We start from the raw sequence: 15,401 nt of genomic DNA on the forward strand, positions 1-15,401 counted from the left end.
TGTGCGAAAGATACCGCAATCAGTCAGCTCAATATGAGCGTCTTCCACTTCCCGGCAGACAACCCCCTATCGTCGTTGTACATGTCGGTCATCTGCTGAGTGGTATGGCCGAGCAAGACCATAGTATTGACACCTTGCTCTCTGTACAGGCGCTCAGACAGCGAACGGCACTCATGTAGTGACGCTGGAGAGCCTGACTTGCAAACGGGTACCACTGCGTCACGGGCCTCTTCGAATCGGGCAGACAGTGAAGGCAGGCCGGGCGGCTTCCCGGTGCTCTTGCGGAGCAAGTGGTCATCGCCAGGTGCATAGCCTGTGCAGGCGTTGATCGCTTCGGCCAGAGTCATTCCAATGGCGTCCATGCGCAAAGTTAGAGGTAATGCCAGCCGCGCCCCAGTTTTCGCCTGGATGATATGAAGGTGCCCGTCCCATACGTCTGAGAACTGCATCTTGCCGATATCTGACCGGCGCTGTCCGGATACCAGCGCCAAAACCATCATGCGGGACACCCAAGGCGGCATGTGATCGACAGCCTGGGTATGGATCAGGCGCCATTGGTCCAGCGTCAGCCGGTGACGCGCCACAGTCACCATCGGTGCTTTTACCTGGGATGCTGGGTTTGCGATCAACCCACCCATAGTTCATAGCCTCGTTGAACACGGCCTTGGCCTCAATCAGCACGCGCTTGGCTAGCGGCGGATGGTCTTTGCAGACCCGCATCACGAAGCCGGAAATGTCATGGGGGCGGATTGCAGAGATGGTCCGGCTTTCGCCGAGGCCTGCAAGGATGTGCGCCAGTGAGCACTTGCGGTTTGCCTTGGTCTTCTCAGTGACTGGCAAGCCGTCGATCACCTGGCAATACACCTTCGCCCATTGCCCAAGAGTACGGTACTTTGAGAACACTTGGCCGACCGTCAGGGACAGGCCGACCGAGAGGATAGACATGGGTGAAGGTGCTGGGGGATTGGTTTAATGCACAATGCACAGGTCGGGGTCTGCACTAGATCGGTAAAAAGCTCCAGCAGTCAATCCGCCAGTTATCGCAGCTGCATTGCTCGCGTAGACAGGGAGGCCCACAACGTGTAACGCTGATTTCGGCGTTGCTGTTCCAATCCCAATTTTCCCGTCCTTTGCGATTGCAAAATACGATGTCGCACCACCAGCACCGCCAAGAATTTGGAGCAGTTTGGAACCCGCAGCAGAACCGTAATCCGAAATACTGAGAACGATTCCATCGAACGCTACCGCTGCGTTATTCCAGAACTGCGAAAGACTGAACGGGCTTACATTGGTATTGGCATACCCAGCAGCAATATCAACGCGGCCAACAAACCCAGCCGCTTTGATGTTCCCATTGTTGTCTTTTGTTCCCCAAAACCTGTTGGAGATAGCGCCAGAACCCTGGTTATAGAACGGAGTTTGAAAGCCTGGGATGTAGTCCGGGACATTTCCGCTGATAGTTGTGTTGGTCCCGGTGGAGTAAACAGCTTCAATCTCTGATCCACCAAAACGGAAGATATTAGACACGACTTGCACGCGGTCAGCAGGCCCAACGTGGATGCCGTAACCAGTGGTTGTTCCATAACCAAAAATCTTGTTTCCTTTAACCGTCACCTCTGACGATGCGCCGGTTATGTCCATGCCATGCAATGCGGCAGTGTCGAAGACGTTACCGGAAATCAGGATTTTTGCTGCGCCGTCCAGTACAGCGGAATACCCAGATGAACCCTTTACGGTATTCCCAGAAATATTCACATTGGATGCACTGGATATTGACACTCCGCGACCACCAGCGTCAGTAATGGTCAATACTGCATTTCCAGTTATTAAAACGTCTCTCCAAGCAGTTGATCCTGCCCCGTTCAACTCAATACCGTACTGCACTTGGTTGTTGATCGCATTCCCGTCGATAGAGATATTTTCAAGAATGGCTGCGGCGGTACTTGTCAGAGACACCCCTGATCGCGTCTGATTCGACAGGACATTCCCTGCCACGATGATGTTTTTGGCTGTAGTAACCGGGTTGACTGAAATTGCGTTACGGCCACCGTCAATGATGTTCTGTCCGATGACGATGTTTGAGAAGTCAGTTGTCGAACCGGGGATTTCATCTTCCCACACCAAGATGGCCCCGCCTCCACCTACAGATGACAGCGTATTGCCAATGATGCGAATGTTGTGGCCCCCATAGACCTCAATGCCCTGCATGTCGAGGACAGAGTTTGGCGCCATGTTTCCCACTACCACGTTGTCATTGATGACGGTTCCCGTTGCCCGGTAGTTCCAAATCAGGTATTGATGACTGTCGAAACCCAAAAGCCGAATACGCTCAACCGAGCAATCTGTGGAAAGCGTGCCTATTGCAGACCCAATCTGCACGCCATTGCACCAGGCGGAATTAGTTGCATGGTCAATCGTCAGATCGCGCACTCCAGCATTAGCGACTCCAATCATGGATACGGTTGCATAAGTCCAGCCACCGTTGACTAATTTTCCCGGCAACTGGCCCGCCGGGCTGATCAGTTTCGTGGCAAGCATTCCCGCGCCGACCAAAACTACATTTGATGGGATCAGCAGGACATTCGATACTTTGAACGATCCACAGGGGAGATACACAATGCCACCACCGGCCACTCCGCAGGAATCAAGGGTGCTTTGAATAGCTGCTAGGGAGTCAATCGCACCGGTCGGGTCTGCGTTACCAACGACAATCCACGCACCAGCACCGCCAATACCCAGGTCTGCCATCACATCCCTGCCCGCAGCCGTCAGATTTGTGATCCCCCCGGTGAGATCACGTTTGGCGGTGACTCCACCGGCCATCCCCAGCAGCTGTAGAAATTTACTAAAGATCATTGCAGCACCCATTTCGTTTCACCCGTCAGATTTCCGGATGTGTAGCTGAAGGTCTTGACCCAGGTGCGAGTACCGTCTGTCGCGGTGTCCGTGATCATTTGGCCACTTCCGTTGTAGCCATAGACATGGGAGCATGCATCCGAAGTGAAGGGAGTTCCAGCCGAATCGACAGTGCTGCTACCAATGGCAGCGGGCAATCCAGTAACTGGATCCAGTAGCACGACTCCCTGCACCTGGAACGGACGACTGGGGTTGTATGGGTTGGGGGTATTGATGGTTGCCATTGCAAATATCCTTTCAAGTGAGGGTATGAATTAAAAATCTGCCGTGTTGCTCAGCTACCGCCAGGGACAATTTGGCGTACAAGCGATATGCGCACTGAGCCAACCGCTATGTCATTTACAAATGCCGTGGCCTCAAGGATCCCGCTCATTGATTGGGTTCCCTGCATCACGCTAAGAGTGTTTCCGGCTGCGAGCAGGTTTGGGATCGGAATTTCTGGGAACCAAGGAGAGTGATCAGCACCCGTCCAATACGTCCACCGATTGACATCTGTTCCGCCCAGATTCAAAGTCTCTGGGAGAGTCACTTTTTCTGGGCTAAATAGAGTTGACGGCGCGCCTGGCAAAACGGGAAGGCAGCTTCAAATTTAGGGGATTCCTTGCCACACAACGTTGCCTAGGCCAAAACATAGCTGGGGAGTGAATTCAAGGTCCCATCGAACTGCAATAGCACCATCGACGACTGCTACCCAATGGCCTGGCCAATCGGCACCGGGAAGATAGGGGCCAACGGTGCGATCCCACTCCACATCCAGCGTCGCGGCGCGCTGCCCGTTCTCATCCATCCAACCCCACCACCAAGGCGGCTGCGGGCGGGCGGCGGCCTGCTGTACTGCCTGCGGCAGACGCTGCAGGCGGATGCCAATGCCCAGGTCTGGGCTGCGCTGGATGATGCGGGTGGTGGTCATACGATCACGTCGATTTCAAAGGCCGCGAAGCCGGGCATGCGTACCGGTCAAGGTGTGGGGCCGCGCGGCGTTTTGAACTGCACCTTGCCTGCGCTGTCCGTGTTTGCGGTGTACATGCCGTCTAGCGTGACGGCTGCATTGGCCAACGGATTGCCCTGGTCATCGCTCACGGTGAAGGTGGCCACTCCATCGCGGTAGTTGACGCTGGGCTCAGCAGCGGCTGCAGGGTCGATAGCAGCATTGCGGCGCTGCATTTCAATGCGCGGCGCGGCCTCGGTGTACAGCGTAGCGGTGATTTGCAATAGCGCCCGTTCGCGGTCGTGCACCACCACGGTCACAAGAGCGAGCCCAGCGGGGACATGCGGGTGCGCCAGTTCAATAGTCTGGCCTGCCTGCAGCATGCCGATCCGCGCGTCGATATCGGCCTGCACTACCCAGGTAGCGCGGGCACTGTCGGCCAGGCGTGCCGTGGCAAAGGCCAGTGCATCGCGTGCACGGCGCACACTGGGCAGCTCAATATCCAGGATCAACTCACCCCAGCGCGCCAGGGTGTCAGGTGCAGCCAGGCGCAGGGCACCACGTGCTGCACCAGCTGCCCAGTCGTATGCATAGGTCACTCGGGCCACGGTGGCCAGGGTGGTGTTATCAGCGCGGACACTGATGGTGTGGGTGTTCATCACATCCAGGGTGGCCACCGGCGTGCCAGGCTGGCGGGGCGCTGCCCAGCCGGGCGCCCAGACGGCGCCCAATGGCTCCATGATGCTGGCCAGGGCAGTGCGCAGCGGCAGCGGCGCATCAAACACCAGGCCCAACTCTGTTTGGCCGTAGTGCTCATCCAAGCCCATCCATGACCCGGCCGCTTCAGTATGGCCACACAGACGCATCAGCTCACGCACCATATCTCCAGGCGTTGACAACAACGCTCCGGTTACGGGATGGCGGCGGCCAGCCAAGGTGACCGCCACTAGGTCGGTTGCGGTGGGCTGCGCCAGGCGCAACACGGCAATGGCGTGGCCGGTGGCATCCAGGCGTTGCTGCAACTGCCACCCTGTCGTCACCTTGCCCGCCACGGTGACACGGTCCACACCGGCAATGGGATGGTCGGCAATGATCCATTCCTGCCCCGTCAAGTCCAGCGGTACCGGCGCAACGGTGGCACGGCCAAATACCCACGGCAGGTAGCGATCAGCCGCATCGGCCCGGTATTTGGGCAGATCCGTGGCACGGCGCAGGGGCAGCGCATCGGTCAGCAGCAGGGGCAAGTTGTTGGTGGATGCCATGGCGATCAGGCCTCCAGCTCAATCGTTATCTCGGCACCAATGGCCACCGCCTGCACAGCACCGGCAAACACGCTGTGCCCATCCAGCAGCAGCTCGGCGCGAAGGCGCAATACGTTGGAAGCCGCCACGGCCGCAGTGTGCTGCCCGCGTGCGTTGTCAATGGTGACCGTCATGTTGGGCACCTCGCCATTGATGGCGCTGTGCTCGGTGCCAATGGCCGTGATGTCGGGCTCGGACCATTGCAGGGGCGGCACGGCGGTGATGGTCAAGGTGTACATGCAGGATTTCCCATCAGGCCAGCACGGCGCGCAGTGGCAGCTCAAGGCTCACCACGCGGCTAGCCATATCTTGCCAATTTGAAAATTCATTCAGCTCAATCTCGTCGGCGTCGATCAGTGCGATGCTGGCGCCCGCGCTCACCCGCAGATCCGGCACCAGCGCCATAGGCTCCAGGCCCTGGGCGGCGCTGTAGTCAATCAGCTCCATCAGGGCCGCAGCGTTGTCCGCCAGCAGCGCGGCGCCGCTTTCCAGATCCCAGCTCCAGCGCCCGCCAGTGCCAGCACCACGGTACAGCGCGGCCGGGTTGATGCCCGCGCCTCGTGACAGGCCATATTGGCGTTTGATCGTCATCTTCGATGGCCCCACCGTGGGCTGCCAACCCATGCCCGCCCACAGCCAGCCAATGGATCCGCCTGCACCGGCCCCCGTGATGGTCACCCGCAAGTAGCGCGCCTCTGCGGGTGGATCGCCTTCCACACTGGGCAGCACGGCCAAAATAATGCCAGGCCGCACATCAGCGAGCAAACTCCAATCGGTTACGTCAGCCACGCCACCGGCAATGACCACGGTTGCATCCAACGCGATACCGTGCATGGCCAGCATGACGGCTTCCAGCGGCTGCGATGTGACCCAGGTCGATATCTAGGGTCACTGCACCGCCATCCCACGCAAAGGCCTGCCCAATGCGCGGCTGGCGCATGCGTGCTACCCCGTGGGTAGCGACTGCAGAAAACTGCCAGGCATCTCCCGCCCAAGAATGAAGGTGCTGCACCAGGTGCGGCCGTCAGATGCAATCCATCGCCCAGATCCAATGGGGCGGCGCCATACAGGTCGGCCGTGGTCCAGCTACCGGCATCCCGACGCCAGCGCAAGGCCCCGCCTTCAATGTCAAACGCTACCGAGTCGCCCACTTCAAACGCGATGCCGCCCGGGCTCAAATCAACGGTGGCCGGGGCATGTGCCCACGGTGTTGGGGCGCTGGCAAGCCAGGCCCAATCGGCCAGCGCGCCCAGCACTGTGCTGCGCACGGTCCATGTTTGTGTGGGATCACCATCGGTGCCACCGGTGAGCGGCGCACTGGCCGCTGCGATGAGCGGGATCACAAATCGATCCCCTTCCGCCCAGGCAGACCCATTGTGGGTGCCCGAGATTTTGATCGTGATGCGGTCGCCCTCTTTCAGGCGGTGTCCGCATTGCGAAATCAGGCCAAAGCCGAATTCACGCGTACTGACGATACTTCCGTCAGCTGTCCTTCGTGCACTCACAAATGGGTGATTTGTGAATGCTGGGAGATAAAACCCCTCGACGTCTTCCCACCAAAATGGGTCGCCGAAGTCATGCCAGCAGGGACTCCCTGCACCGCTGGCATCAGTTTTTGGGGGTATGCCCGCAATCGCACGCACCCAGTCCATTCGGGCTGCGTATTTTTGTGGGAAGTACTCCATGAACTTGGAGAAATGCGCACGCCGGGCTGCGATACCTGCGGCGTATTGTGCCGGGGTAGGCCGCAGCATCGTGAACTGCCTGGTTGTACCTCTGCGTGTCCCGGTGGTCGTACCACTCATAACCTGGAGCCCCTGACAAGAAAGGTTCAGGCACATAGGCTGCGGTAACGCTGTCTGGCCGGTACGGCTGATCCATCGTTGCCCCAGGCACCACCGCAGGCACATACAGCCCCGCATCCGTCACGGAAAGTACCAGGCTTGTCCGCGCAGCTGCTGGCATGGTCACGTCGAACGTGGAGAGGTCATCCACCCACAGCGCGAGGTCATCCGCAGGCAGACGTGCACTGGCAGACGCCACCGACACCGTTGCCACCTCAATGACGTCGACCCGGTAGCCACGGTGCGACAGGCCGTTCACGATCTCGTCGCCCACCATCACGGTAGCACCTGCAGGCAGGTCCCCAGCCGTACTGAGGTGATCTCCACCAGCTCAGACGTGGAGACGGTCATGCCCGTCAGCCCGCCGACCGCGTTGAACGATTCAGCACCCCACGTAATGGCCCCGATGGCAGCGCCGCGCTCACTCCGGCCACTTTGATGCCCGTGACCCGGACTTTGTCTGGCCGGCTTGATGTCACAAAGCGATCCGCAGCATAGACACGGCCTACGACAAAGTCACCCCACGCCTTGGATGCGCCCATGTCCGTCACGGTCAACACAACGTCGGTCACCTCGTTCACCGTAAACGATGATCCATCCGTCAACCACACTGCCGCACTTGCAATGGGCAGCGTGGCGTCTGGCGGTGTACCGTTAACCGCACGACCTGTCCACCGTGATGGCTGTCACGGTGTATTTGTGGCCGGTCTTGGGGTTAACGTAGCTTTTGCCCACCACCATGGCGCGCGGGGTCCAGTCGGCGGCGGCAGAACTACCCTGTACGCTGCCCTCCAGCCCCCACTGTGGCCCCAGATTGGTGTACGGCTCCAGCTCAGCCTGCAGCTGGACGAATACGCCATCCCAAGCCGTTGCCGCTGCCGGAACGGAATAGATTTCCGCCAGGGCTTCGCCCAGGATGCCAACGCAGCTGACGGCCGTGTCAATGTCTGCCTGGTCAAGCCCGATCAAAGCCACATTGCTGGCGACAAAGCCTGCGTGCCATTCGTACAGGTCAATCAGGCGCGTTTGGTAGTCTATGTCCATCGCGGCCCCCGTCGGGATCGAGTCCCAGACACTGCAGGTTGACCTTAAGTGCCGTGGCAGTGCTGCAGCTGCACTCGTCCGGCGGTCGTTGCTTGTATTCAAAAGTCACCTCCTTGTCGGTCGCCGCGGTTCCCAGCAGCAACGGTTTGAAACAGATCGCGGGCAGGCCCTCGCCTTGTCGCGCGTAGTGGGTGCAAAGCGCGCCGTGATGGCTGCCACCAGCGCAGCGGTGATGCTGGGCTGGGGAATGGTGAACGCCACCGGACCTTCGGTGTACAGCCGCCCGGTAAAGGCAGCAGGCAACGGACCCACCACACCACCCACTACCGACCAGGCTTGTCCACCGCCCGCGCCCGCACCGCCACTACCCAGGCAGGTCACCGTCACGTTTTGCGTGGCAGCGCCCACAGCTACGGCACCCACTTGCATCGTGGCGGTGCCACGGGTTGCAGAAGCGATCACCGGTAGCGCGTGTGCATCGGTGCGCAGCGGAATATCGGTCACAGCCTGGCCGCCAGGCGCGCGGTCTTGCGCCACCACGCCCAGCACCTGCACCAGGGCACTGCGCGCCTGCAGCTGGGTCAAAAAGTCATACATCGTGACGGCGGTGTAAACCTCTGTGTCCACCCCGTCAGTCAGCGTCAGCGTGTAGTCGCCGCTCACCTGGCGTATGCGCGTGTTCTCGGGCACGTCGTAGGCCAATGGCGGATCCAGCTTGTACACAAACCGGCCGCTGTCCCAGTTCTTCCGGGAGCGGTGCACCGTGGGCAGACCGGTAAAGGACATGCGCAGCGCGCCTTCTGGAATGTCCGCACCCGTGGCAGCGGGCTGGCCCCAGTCGAACTGGGGGCCGTCAAACACATTGGAGCCCGTGCTCATCTTCTCCAAGGTTGCAAAAGGCAAGTCGGTAAACGTGAGCCCGCGCGTTACGCTGAGCGAAACAGAGTTTCCCAGGGCGCCAATCGCCCGCGCTGCCAGTTGCACGCCAAAGAAGTCCAGCATGGCGGGCTGGGGCGATGTGCCCGCATCCAGCAGCGTAAAGCGCAACGTCTGCGCGGCCGCACCAGAGTCAATCGAATCCACGACCAGCGTGCCATTGCCAACCCCATTGACCACCGGGTCAGACGCCCGCAGCGCACCAGCGGATCCGCTGAGTACTTCCACATCAATCACGCTGTCGGCCGCGCCCGTATACGGGCCGGTGAGCAACATGCGGCCATTGCCAGCGCGCTGTTGCGACACCTGGTACAGCTGGCTGCTGGCGCGCTGGGCCGTGGCCGTGATGACGGCCGCGCGCACCAGGTTGTGCTTGTTGCCAATGATGCGGGTGCAGGAAATGGGTTGCATGGTGGTCAAAGTCTTCAGCTGGAGGCGCGCAGGCCCTTGCGCTGCAAATCATTGATGGCGGGCATGATGGCGCGCGCCAGTTTTTCTACGTCGCCCCGGCTGGACATGCTCACGCCTGCGGCCACGTTGATCGTGAGGTTGGTAGTGCTTTTGCCGACACGGTTTTCTGTTGCCGTTGGAGCAGGCGCTGGTGCCGGTGTTGGAGCGGGTAGCGGTGCCGGCGCTGGCTTTGGCGGCGGTGGTGGTGTGGGCGTTGGGTCCGGAGTCGGCTCCTGCTTTCCGGCATTGGCAGCATTGTCAGTGGGCTTCGGTAGCTTGCGCCCAAAGGCATCGGTGCCTGCAGCCGCACGCGCATTCGCCAATACCATTTCATCAATAGCTTTTGCAGGCGAGATGCAAAGTCTTCCCCCTTGGCAGCACAAAATTAGGCTTTTGGTCCTCGCCAATGAACCGCTGGGCCAGTGCCAGAGACTGCTCATCTGTCAGTCCGGCTTCTTTGCCCTTGCCGTACAGCCCGCGCTCGGTGTAGGTGGTGTACGACTCGGTCTTGCGGGTGCCGTCCGGGTTAGTAGCAAAGCCCTGCGCATCACGGTTCAGGCGCTTGTTCTCCAAAGCCGCGGCCTCTTCTTCAGCCGCATATTTACGCTTTAGGGCTGCATTTTGAGCCTCTAGCGCACTAGTCACTTCATCCACTGCAGCCTTCTGGCCTTTCAACGCGGCTGTGGCGCCGTCGATAGCTGCAGCGGCTTCGGCCTGGGTCTGCACCACCATCTTGCCCTCGGCATCAAAGCTGACCGCCAGGCCTTTGACCGCAGCCTCTTGCTGCAGCAGTAATTGGGTGTTGTTACGTTGCTCGCCGCCTACGCTGCCAGACGCGGCGATGGCTGACTGGGCGTAGGTGTTGAACGCGGCTTTCAACGTCTCAGGCTAGCAGCAGAGTCGCCCTTCACCTTGTCCCAGGCGGCGGCATTGGCCTCTGAAATCTTCTTGAGCTCTTCTGGGGTTTTGAGGGCCCAGCTGGTGGTAGGCATCCTCCACCGACTTGATCGCTGCGGCACCCTGCGCCATGGACGAGACGATCGCCTTTCCAGTTCTGTCGGTCTGGATAGACACATTGACCATGGCCGCCTCAACCTTGAGGGCTGCGCTGGCTACCCCACCGTTGGCTGCAATCGCCTTTTCTGCATAGGCTTTGAATCCTTCCTGCAACTCGCGCAGGCTGGCCGTGCCGCTGTCACGCATGGCCTCATACGAATCCTTGGCGGTCTTGGCAATGTTCTTGAGGCTTTGGTCGCTGACGATGCCCAGATTCTTCATCGCCTCAGCCAGGCTATTGATACCGGGTGTTGCCTTGTCTAGGGCGTCCTTGAGGGCGATGGCTTTTTCATTGGCAGAAACCAGCAGCGCATCCACTGCGGGTTTTGCAAGCTGCCCCGCTTTGCCCATAGCCTCAATTTGTGCGCGCACCGCATCAATGGCCTTCTGGCTATCTGCAGTGTCGATCCCCTTGCCAATGCTGGCTGCCAGCGCCAGCGCAGTGTCCGCACCTTGCGCCTTGAGCCTGTCCAGCCCAGCAATGATGGCTTCGGTGTCATTGATGGCGCTTTGAGCTGCCTTGCCCATACCTCCGCTGATCACCGCCATGTCCAGGCCAGATCGCTTGATCGCTTCTTGCAACTGCGCACCGACTACCTGCTCAAGGCGCTTGGCTTCATTGCCCACTGCGGCCAACGCTTCACGCGCCTTGTCTTCGAAGACCTTGAGCTCCTTTCCGGTGAGCCCACGTGCAATGGCAGACTCAAGCGCCGTACCAGTCCTTTCTGCCTCCTTGCGGATTTCGTCCATGCCCTGCTTAAAACGCATTCCAAACAATGCAAGGTCTTGCCCCTTGAGCGCATCTGCCCAAGCGGCCTGAAACTCCGTGGCGCTGATCTTTCCTTCTGCAGCCAATTTATCCAGCACACTGGCCGCAGTACGAATGCCAGGCACATTGGACAAATCAAAGTCTTTGCCAATGCTGGCAATGGCGCTTGATGCGCTATCACCCTTGGTGCGCAGCTCATCAAACTTGACGATCAGGGCGCTGCCTTCCTTGGTCAGCCCAAAGGTCCGGTCGGTCGCTTCCTTGGTGGCCAGCGCTTGCTTCTTACGCGCCGATGCATTGGCTTCGGCCTCTTCCATCGCCCGCTTCTCCATGGCGACCAGCTCTTGCGTGCGATCTTTGGCACCCATCAGCTTGGCGGTCCATTCACCAATGGCGGTACCGTATTCTTTGAAGTGCAGCGCAATATCCAGCGCCAGCAGCGGGGCAAATGCCCGCATCAACCCGCCTACGGCTCCCGTGACAACGCCAAACGCCCGTGATGCCGCCCCGGCCTGCGCAGTGGTATTGCCAAGCTGAGGGCCAACGCCACCCAGCCCAGCGGCAACACCATTCCAGGCGGCAGCGTTGGTCACTTGCGCCGCTGTGTTGGCTACGGTAGCAGTCGTGTTTTGTACCTTTGCCGCAGTGCTTTGCACGGTGGCTGCAGTGGCCAACTCAGTGGACACGGCCGTGGCTTTGATGGCAGCGCTGGCAGTCAACCAGTCTTGTGCCATGTTCAGCAGCTTCAGGGCGCCCAGGGCCTGCCCTGCGTGGATCATCACGGTGGCAACCGTGCCCAGGTGGCCCGCCAGGCCATCAATCACCCCGGCCAGCTTGGCGGTGTACCCATGGGCTTTGTCAGATTCACCCACGTAGGCCGTAAAGGCCGTGGTGAGATTGGTCATGGCCCTGCCCACCGTTGCAGGCAGCTTGCCAAATTCAGAGGCTACTGTGTCGGACTGGTTTTGCAGGGCCTTGATGACGGTGTCGCTGGTGAGCCGCCCCTCTTCCGCCATCTTGCGCAACTCGCCGGTACCGACGCTCAGGCCATCCGCCAGTGCCCTAGCCAAGCGCGGCGATTGCTCCATGACGGAATTGAATTCATCCCCGCGTAACACCCCGCTTTGCAGCCCCTGCACCAATTGCACAATGCTGGCCTTGGACGCCTCGGCGCTGGCTCCACTCAACTGGATCGACTGGTTGATAGTCTCTGTGAGCTTGAGCGCTTCTGCATTGCTGACGCCCAGTTTCTTGCCCGCATCCGCCAGTTTGGTGAACAGCAAGCCGGTTTCTTCAACCGCACTGTTGGTCCGCTTGGCCACCTCAAAGACACCAGCAAAGCAGTGTCAAAGGCCTTTCCCTCGCCCGTGGTGAGCTTGATGCGGGCTTCCAGATTCTTGTAGCTGTCCGCCAGGGCAGATATGTCTTTGACACCCTGCAAACCCGCCCCTACGCCAACGAGCGCGAGCAGCTCTGCTTTGGCATTGGCCAGCTGTACAGAAACGGATTCAAGCCCGTCGCGCAACTTGCCAGACGTAGCGGTTAAACCCTTGGATGCTGCATCTGCACCACTGATGCCACCTGCCGCCCCAGCTGCATTGCTGCCAAGCTTTTGAGCGGCGGCGCCGGTCGAATCCAGCGTATGGCCCAGCGCACCCACTGACTCTTCGCCAGTGACGTGGGCCTTAACCTCAATTTCGACCTTGTTACCGCCCTGGCTCGTGATGGTGATTTCGCTCTTACGTGTTGTTCGTGCCTTCGGTCAGCGGTGCTGTGGGCTTTGGATAGACCCGCAGCAGCACACCGTGCGCTGCAGGCTCTGCTGCAGTTAAGCCAGCATCACGCGGAAGTACTTGCTGATGTCAACGCCGGTCTTGGTGGCGTCGATCAGTACCTCGGCATCCACCGTCAGATCCGCAAACTTGTCCCCCAGCAGGCTCAGCGCCTTGGCCGGGCTCCAGCTGGGCGCGGTAAATGTCCACAATCACCGGCTTGCCACCGTTAGCCTCATTCAGACCCTTCAAAGTGCAGTTCCAGGACGATGGCCGTACTGGTCATGGCCTCAACATTGTTGTAGGCCACATAGGCGTAGTCCACCTTAAGCGACTCCGCATCGGTGATCGCGCCGGCATCCAAAATAAAGATGCCACCCGCGCGCACTTCGTAATCCACATTGGCCACGTAGGTAATGAGGGCGCCGGAATTGGTCACCACCACTGCAGTGGGCTGTGGGTGCGCTAGGGGAACCAGGGCGCCCCTTGTATGCAGTAACCACTTCATCCACCACGGTAGCACCTGCCACATCGGACCCAGTGCCAAAGATGGCGCGCGCAATGTTGCCCTTGTTCAGGTCATTGAGCGTCATATTCAGCGTGGCGTTTTCAATGCGACTCACGCTGGCATAGGTGCCGCCACCCGGCTTGGAGAAGTCTTGCAGGCTGACCTTCTTATCCTTGACAACAATTTCCAGCTTGCTGGCATTGCCCAGGTCCATCAGGCCAGCGGCTGCGCCAGCCACGCGGGCGTAAATCTTTCCGGATCCCAGGTACGGGTAGTAAGTGATTTGTTGGGTCATGTTGTGGTCCTCGGGTTAAAAATCAGGTATTGCTCAGCGCCAGCTCAGCTACAAAGGCCAGCGGCAAGTAGGCATAGCCGTTGCTAAAACCAGCGCGCGGGCCTTCTGCCAGGCGCAAGGGTTTGCTCCCACCGGCTGGTCTGAAGCCCATCAGGGCTGCGGCCACCCGTGCGGCAATCAGTCCCGCGTCAGTACGGGCCGCTGTGCCGCTGCGCGTGTTCTTCACGTTCTTGGTGGCCACCGTAGCCAACCAGGTTTGCTCCAGGCGTGCGGCGCCGCCGTCGCTGCGGCTCTCCATAATGCGATAGCCCTGGTACACCAGGTGCACGGCCGGGGTCACCTGTGTGGCCTCGGTCACGCCGGCCAGGTCTGCAGCTGCCAGCACATGCACTTTCGGGCTCAAGTCTGCCAACTGGTCAGCCAGGCGATCCATCAGGGGCTGCTCCAGCATCATCAGGTTGTCGATCATGCAAAGCCCCGCATGCTGTCGTCGGTGATCTGGCGCGGGCTGAATGCGTGGTACGCCGTTTCCACCCCGGCCACCGCCAAGCCCTCTGCGCCTGCCAGCACCACATCACCACTGGATAGGCGCTTGAGCAAGCTCACAGCGTCCTGGTAGCGCACACGAATGGTCTCTGGTACACCGTCATCAAACAGGCGGTAGCGCGCAATCTCGCAGGCCAGCCGGTTGATCACCGGTGGCGTACTGGCCAGCGGCAACATGTACCGGGTGGCCAGGTAGCTGTCGATCTCGGCATCCGCATCGGCCAGGGCACGGTCCAACACCACGGCGTCAATAGTGCCGCTGTCGACGCGGTCGGTGCGTTGCACCAGCTCCGTTTCGCCGAAGCGGTCAACCATATCGGGCAACGTGGCGTAGGTCATGCTCAGGCGTGGATGTGTTTGACGATCTGCATCTCAAACAGCTGGCCGGCAGATGCGGTAGCGCCCAGTGCGCGGCCACAGTGGTCTGCCAGCGTGCCCACAGCTCCACGGCCCGTGCCGTCAGTTGCAGGCTTGACGTAGGCGCCAAAGGCAATGGCTTCGCTGCACTCCACCAGGTACGAGTATTCAGTCACCACGCTGATGGCATCGCCAATGGCACCGTCCATCTCGCTCACGCCCTGGGCGTCATGCACGCCACCGGCCGCAGTGGCATAGGCGCCGTCATAGGCAACGATGCGGTTGACAGCAATGACTGCGGTGGCCACCACGGTGACAGCATCATCCTTTTGGTGCTGCAGGCCGGAATTGTTTTGCGAAGACATAAAAGTGTGTCCTTAAAAGGGTGTTGAAAGGAGACGACCGGATCAGGTTTGCAGCGACATGCCAGCGGCCGCCGTCTTGGCCGTCTCCAGCTTGCGCTCCCGGGCATAGTCCTGGGCGGCCTTCTTCTCGGCACTGACCGCTGCTTTGTCATCGGCGGCCAGCTTGTCGGTGTCCTGCACAGCGCCAATGCGCGTGAGCTCGGCTTCGTCCAGCGCGTTGAGGCCAATGACCTCTTCGCCCGGGTTGATGGTGGTACGCACGCCGTCCACGACGATCAGCACGGCCACCAGGGCAATCAGTTTGCTCATGGTGT

Annotated in this window: 21 protein-coding genes; all 21 read right to left on the reverse strand. The window is 60.1% G+C overall.

The annotated features are described in order from the left end of the window. Positions 1-23: 23 nt before the first annotated feature. Positions 24-638 (reverse strand): tyrosine-type recombinase/integrase, encoded by a 615-nt coding sequence (locus IPI80_RS15135; protein ID WP_413861524.1) that lies wholly within the window; start codon positions 636-638, stop codon positions 24-26. Positions 639-969: 331 nt separating this feature from the next. Next, the gene (locus tag IPI80_RS15140) at positions 970-2,856 is read right to left on the reverse strand and encodes a right-handed parallel beta-helix repeat-containing protein (RefSeq protein WP_413861526.1); all 1,887 of its coding nucleotides are present in this window, start codon (positions 2,854-2,856) and stop codon (positions 970-972) included. Then, positions 2,853-3,140: a hypothetical protein gene (locus tag IPI80_RS15145; protein ID WP_413861528.1), complete on the reverse strand. Its 288-nt coding sequence runs from the start codon at positions 3,138-3,140 to the stop codon at positions 2,853-2,855. The genes IPI80_RS15140 and IPI80_RS15145 overlap by 4 nt, the downstream gene beginning before the upstream one ends. Before the next feature lie 365 nt (positions 3,141-3,505). Next, on the reverse strand, positions 3,506-3,826 hold the full coding sequence (locus IPI80_RS15150) for a hypothetical protein (RefSeq protein WP_413861530.1): 321 nt from the start codon (positions 3,824-3,826) through the stop codon (positions 3,506-3,508). A 47-nt stretch (positions 3,827-3,873) separates the two neighbouring features. Beyond that, on the reverse strand, positions 3,874-5,106 hold the full coding sequence (locus IPI80_RS15155) for a hypothetical protein (protein WP_413861532.1): 1,233 nt from the start codon (positions 5,104-5,106) through the stop codon (positions 3,874-3,876). Positions 5,107-5,111: 5 nt separating this feature from the next. Beyond that, the gene (locus IPI80_RS15160; RefSeq protein WP_413861534.1) at positions 5,112-5,384 is read right to left on the reverse strand and encodes a hypothetical protein; all 273 of its coding nucleotides are present in this window, start codon (positions 5,382-5,384) and stop codon (positions 5,112-5,114) included. A 13-nt stretch (positions 5,385-5,397) separates the two neighbouring features. Continuing rightward, positions 5,398-5,988 carry a hypothetical protein gene (locus IPI80_RS15165; RefSeq protein ID WP_413861536.1) on the reverse strand — a complete coding sequence of 197 codons (591 nt, stop codon included), beginning with the start codon at positions 5,986-5,988 and terminating at the stop codon, positions 5,398-5,400. Continuing rightward, entirely contained in the window at positions 5,922-6,488 is a 567-nt protein-coding gene (locus IPI80_RS15170) for a hypothetical protein (RefSeq protein WP_413861538.1), read from the reverse strand. Before IPI80_RS15170 ends, IPI80_RS15165 begins: the two co-directional genes overlap by 67 nt. A gap of 265 nt (positions 6,489-6,753) precedes the next feature. After that, on the reverse strand, positions 6,754-7,269 hold the full coding sequence (locus IPI80_RS15175; protein WP_413861540.1) for a hypothetical protein: 516 nt from the start codon (positions 7,267-7,269) through the stop codon (positions 6,754-6,756). 76 nt (positions 7,270-7,345) lie between these two features. Next, complete coding sequence (locus tag IPI80_RS15180) at positions 7,346-7,594, reverse strand: hypothetical protein (protein ID WP_413861542.1); 249 nt, start codon at positions 7,592-7,594, stop codon at positions 7,346-7,348. Between the two features lie 49 nt (positions 7,595-7,643). After that, positions 7,644-8,033: a hypothetical protein gene (locus IPI80_RS15185; protein ID WP_413861544.1), complete on the reverse strand. Its 390-nt coding sequence runs from the start codon at positions 8,031-8,033 to the stop codon at positions 7,644-7,646. A gap of 105 nt (positions 8,034-8,138) precedes the next feature. Further along, entirely contained in the window at positions 8,139-9,380 is a 1,242-nt protein-coding gene (locus IPI80_RS15190) for a hypothetical protein (protein WP_413861546.1), read from the reverse strand. 14 nt (positions 9,381-9,394) lie between these two features. Beyond that, the gene (locus IPI80_RS15195) at positions 9,395-9,748 is read right to left on the reverse strand and encodes a hypothetical protein (RefSeq protein WP_413861548.1); all 354 of its coding nucleotides are present in this window, start codon (positions 9,746-9,748) and stop codon (positions 9,395-9,397) included. 4 nt (positions 9,749-9,752) lie between these two features. Beyond that, a complete protein-coding gene (locus tag IPI80_RS15200; protein WP_413861550.1) occupies positions 9,753-10,298 on the reverse strand; it encodes a hypothetical protein in 546 nt (181 codons plus the stop codon). Positions 10,299-10,307: 9 nt separating this feature from the next. Continuing rightward, positions 10,308-12,566, reverse strand: coding sequence for a tape measure protein (locus tag IPI80_RS15205; RefSeq protein WP_413861552.1), 2,259 nt, complete (start codon positions 12,564-12,566; stop codon positions 10,308-10,310). A gap of 506 nt (positions 12,567-13,072) precedes the next feature. Beyond that, positions 13,073-13,228 (reverse strand): hypothetical protein, encoded by a 156-nt coding sequence (locus tag IPI80_RS15210; protein ID WP_413861554.1) that lies wholly within the window; start codon positions 13,226-13,228, stop codon positions 13,073-13,075. Positions 13,229-13,342: 114 nt separating this feature from the next. After that, positions 13,343-13,819 carry a hypothetical protein gene (locus IPI80_RS15215; RefSeq protein WP_413861556.1) on the reverse strand — a complete coding sequence of 159 codons (477 nt, stop codon included), beginning with the start codon at positions 13,817-13,819 and terminating at the stop codon, positions 13,343-13,345. 22 nt (positions 13,820-13,841) lie between these two features. Next, complete coding sequence (locus IPI80_RS15220) at positions 13,842-14,288, reverse strand: hypothetical protein (protein WP_413861558.1); 447 nt, start codon at positions 14,286-14,288, stop codon at positions 13,842-13,844. Further along, positions 14,285-14,704 (reverse strand): gp436 family protein, encoded by a 420-nt coding sequence (locus IPI80_RS15225; RefSeq protein ID WP_413861560.1) that lies wholly within the window; start codon positions 14,702-14,704, stop codon positions 14,285-14,287. The genes IPI80_RS15220 and IPI80_RS15225 overlap by 4 nt, the downstream gene beginning before the upstream one ends. 2 nt (positions 14,705-14,706) lie before the next feature. Then, positions 14,707-15,087 carry a DUF2190 domain-containing protein gene (locus tag IPI80_RS15230; protein WP_413861562.1) on the reverse strand — a complete coding sequence of 127 codons (381 nt, stop codon included), beginning with the start codon at positions 15,085-15,087 and terminating at the stop codon, positions 14,707-14,709. A 42-nt stretch (positions 15,088-15,129) separates the two neighbouring features. Next, positions 15,130-15,396, reverse strand: a complete 267-nt coding sequence (locus tag IPI80_RS15235; RefSeq protein WP_413861564.1) for a hypothetical protein — start codon at positions 15,394-15,396, stop codon at positions 15,130-15,132. Positions 15,397-15,401 lie beyond the last annotated feature (5 nt).

The sequence above is a fragment of the Candidatus Aalborgicola defluviihabitans genome (assembly GCF_016705985.1).
GTDB lineage: Bacteria > Pseudomonadota > Gammaproteobacteria > Burkholderiales > Burkholderiaceae_C > Allorhodoferax > Allorhodoferax defluviihabitans.

Excerpts from the sequence above, each read along its gene's own strand:
- IPI80_RS15135 (WP_413861524.1), bottom strand. The coding sequence starts at position 638 with ATGGGTGGGTTGATCGCAAACCCAGCATCCCAGGTAAAAGCACCGATG.
- IPI80_RS15140 (WP_413861526.1), bottom strand. The coding sequence starts at position 2,856 with ATGATCTTTAGTAAATTTCTACAGCTGCTGGGGATGGCCGGTGGAGTC.
- IPI80_RS15145 (WP_413861528.1), bottom strand. The coding sequence starts at position 3,140 with ATGGCAACCATCAATACCCCCAACCCATACAACCCCAGTCGTCCGTTC.
- IPI80_RS15150 (WP_413861530.1), bottom strand. The coding sequence starts at position 3,826 with ATGACCACCACCCGCATCATCCAGCGCAGCCCAGACCTGGGCATTGGC.
- IPI80_RS15155 (WP_413861532.1), bottom strand. The coding sequence starts at position 5,106 with ATGGCATCCACCAACAACTTGCCCCTGCTGCTGACCGATGCGCTGCCC.
- IPI80_RS15160 (WP_413861534.1), bottom strand. The coding sequence starts at position 5,384 with ATGTACACCTTGACCATCACCGCCGTGCCGCCCCTGCAATGGTCCGAG.
- IPI80_RS15165 (WP_413861536.1), bottom strand. The coding sequence starts at position 5,988 with ATGCTGGCCATGCACGGTATCGCGTTGGATGCAACCGTGGTCATTGCC.
- IPI80_RS15185 (WP_413861544.1), bottom strand. The coding sequence starts at position 8,033 with ATGGACATAGACTACCAAACGCGCCTGATTGACCTGTACGAATGGCAC.
- IPI80_RS15190 (WP_413861546.1), bottom strand. The coding sequence starts at position 9,380 with ATGCAACCCATTTCCTGCACCCGCATCATTGGCAACAAGCACAACCTG.
- IPI80_RS15195 (WP_413861548.1), bottom strand. The coding sequence starts at position 9,748 with ATGGTATTGGCGAATGCGCGTGCGGCTGCAGGCACCGATGCCTTTGGG.
- IPI80_RS15215 (WP_413861556.1), bottom strand. The coding sequence starts at position 13,819 with ATGACCCAACAAATCACTTACTACCCGTACCTGGGATCCGGAAAGATT.
- IPI80_RS15220 (WP_413861558.1), bottom strand. The coding sequence starts at position 14,288 with ATGATCGACAACCTGATGATGCTGGAGCAGCCCCTGATGGATCGCCTG.
- IPI80_RS15225 (WP_413861560.1), bottom strand. The coding sequence starts at position 14,704 with ATGACCTACGCCACGTTGCCCGATATGGTTGACCGCTTCGGCGAAACG.
- IPI80_RS15230 (WP_413861562.1), bottom strand. The coding sequence starts at position 15,087 with ATGTCTTCGCAAAACAATTCCGGCCTGCAGCACCAAAAGGATGATGCT.
- IPI80_RS15235 (WP_413861564.1), bottom strand. The coding sequence starts at position 15,396 with ATGAGCAAACTGATTGCCCTGGTGGCCGTGCTGATCGTCGTGGACGGC.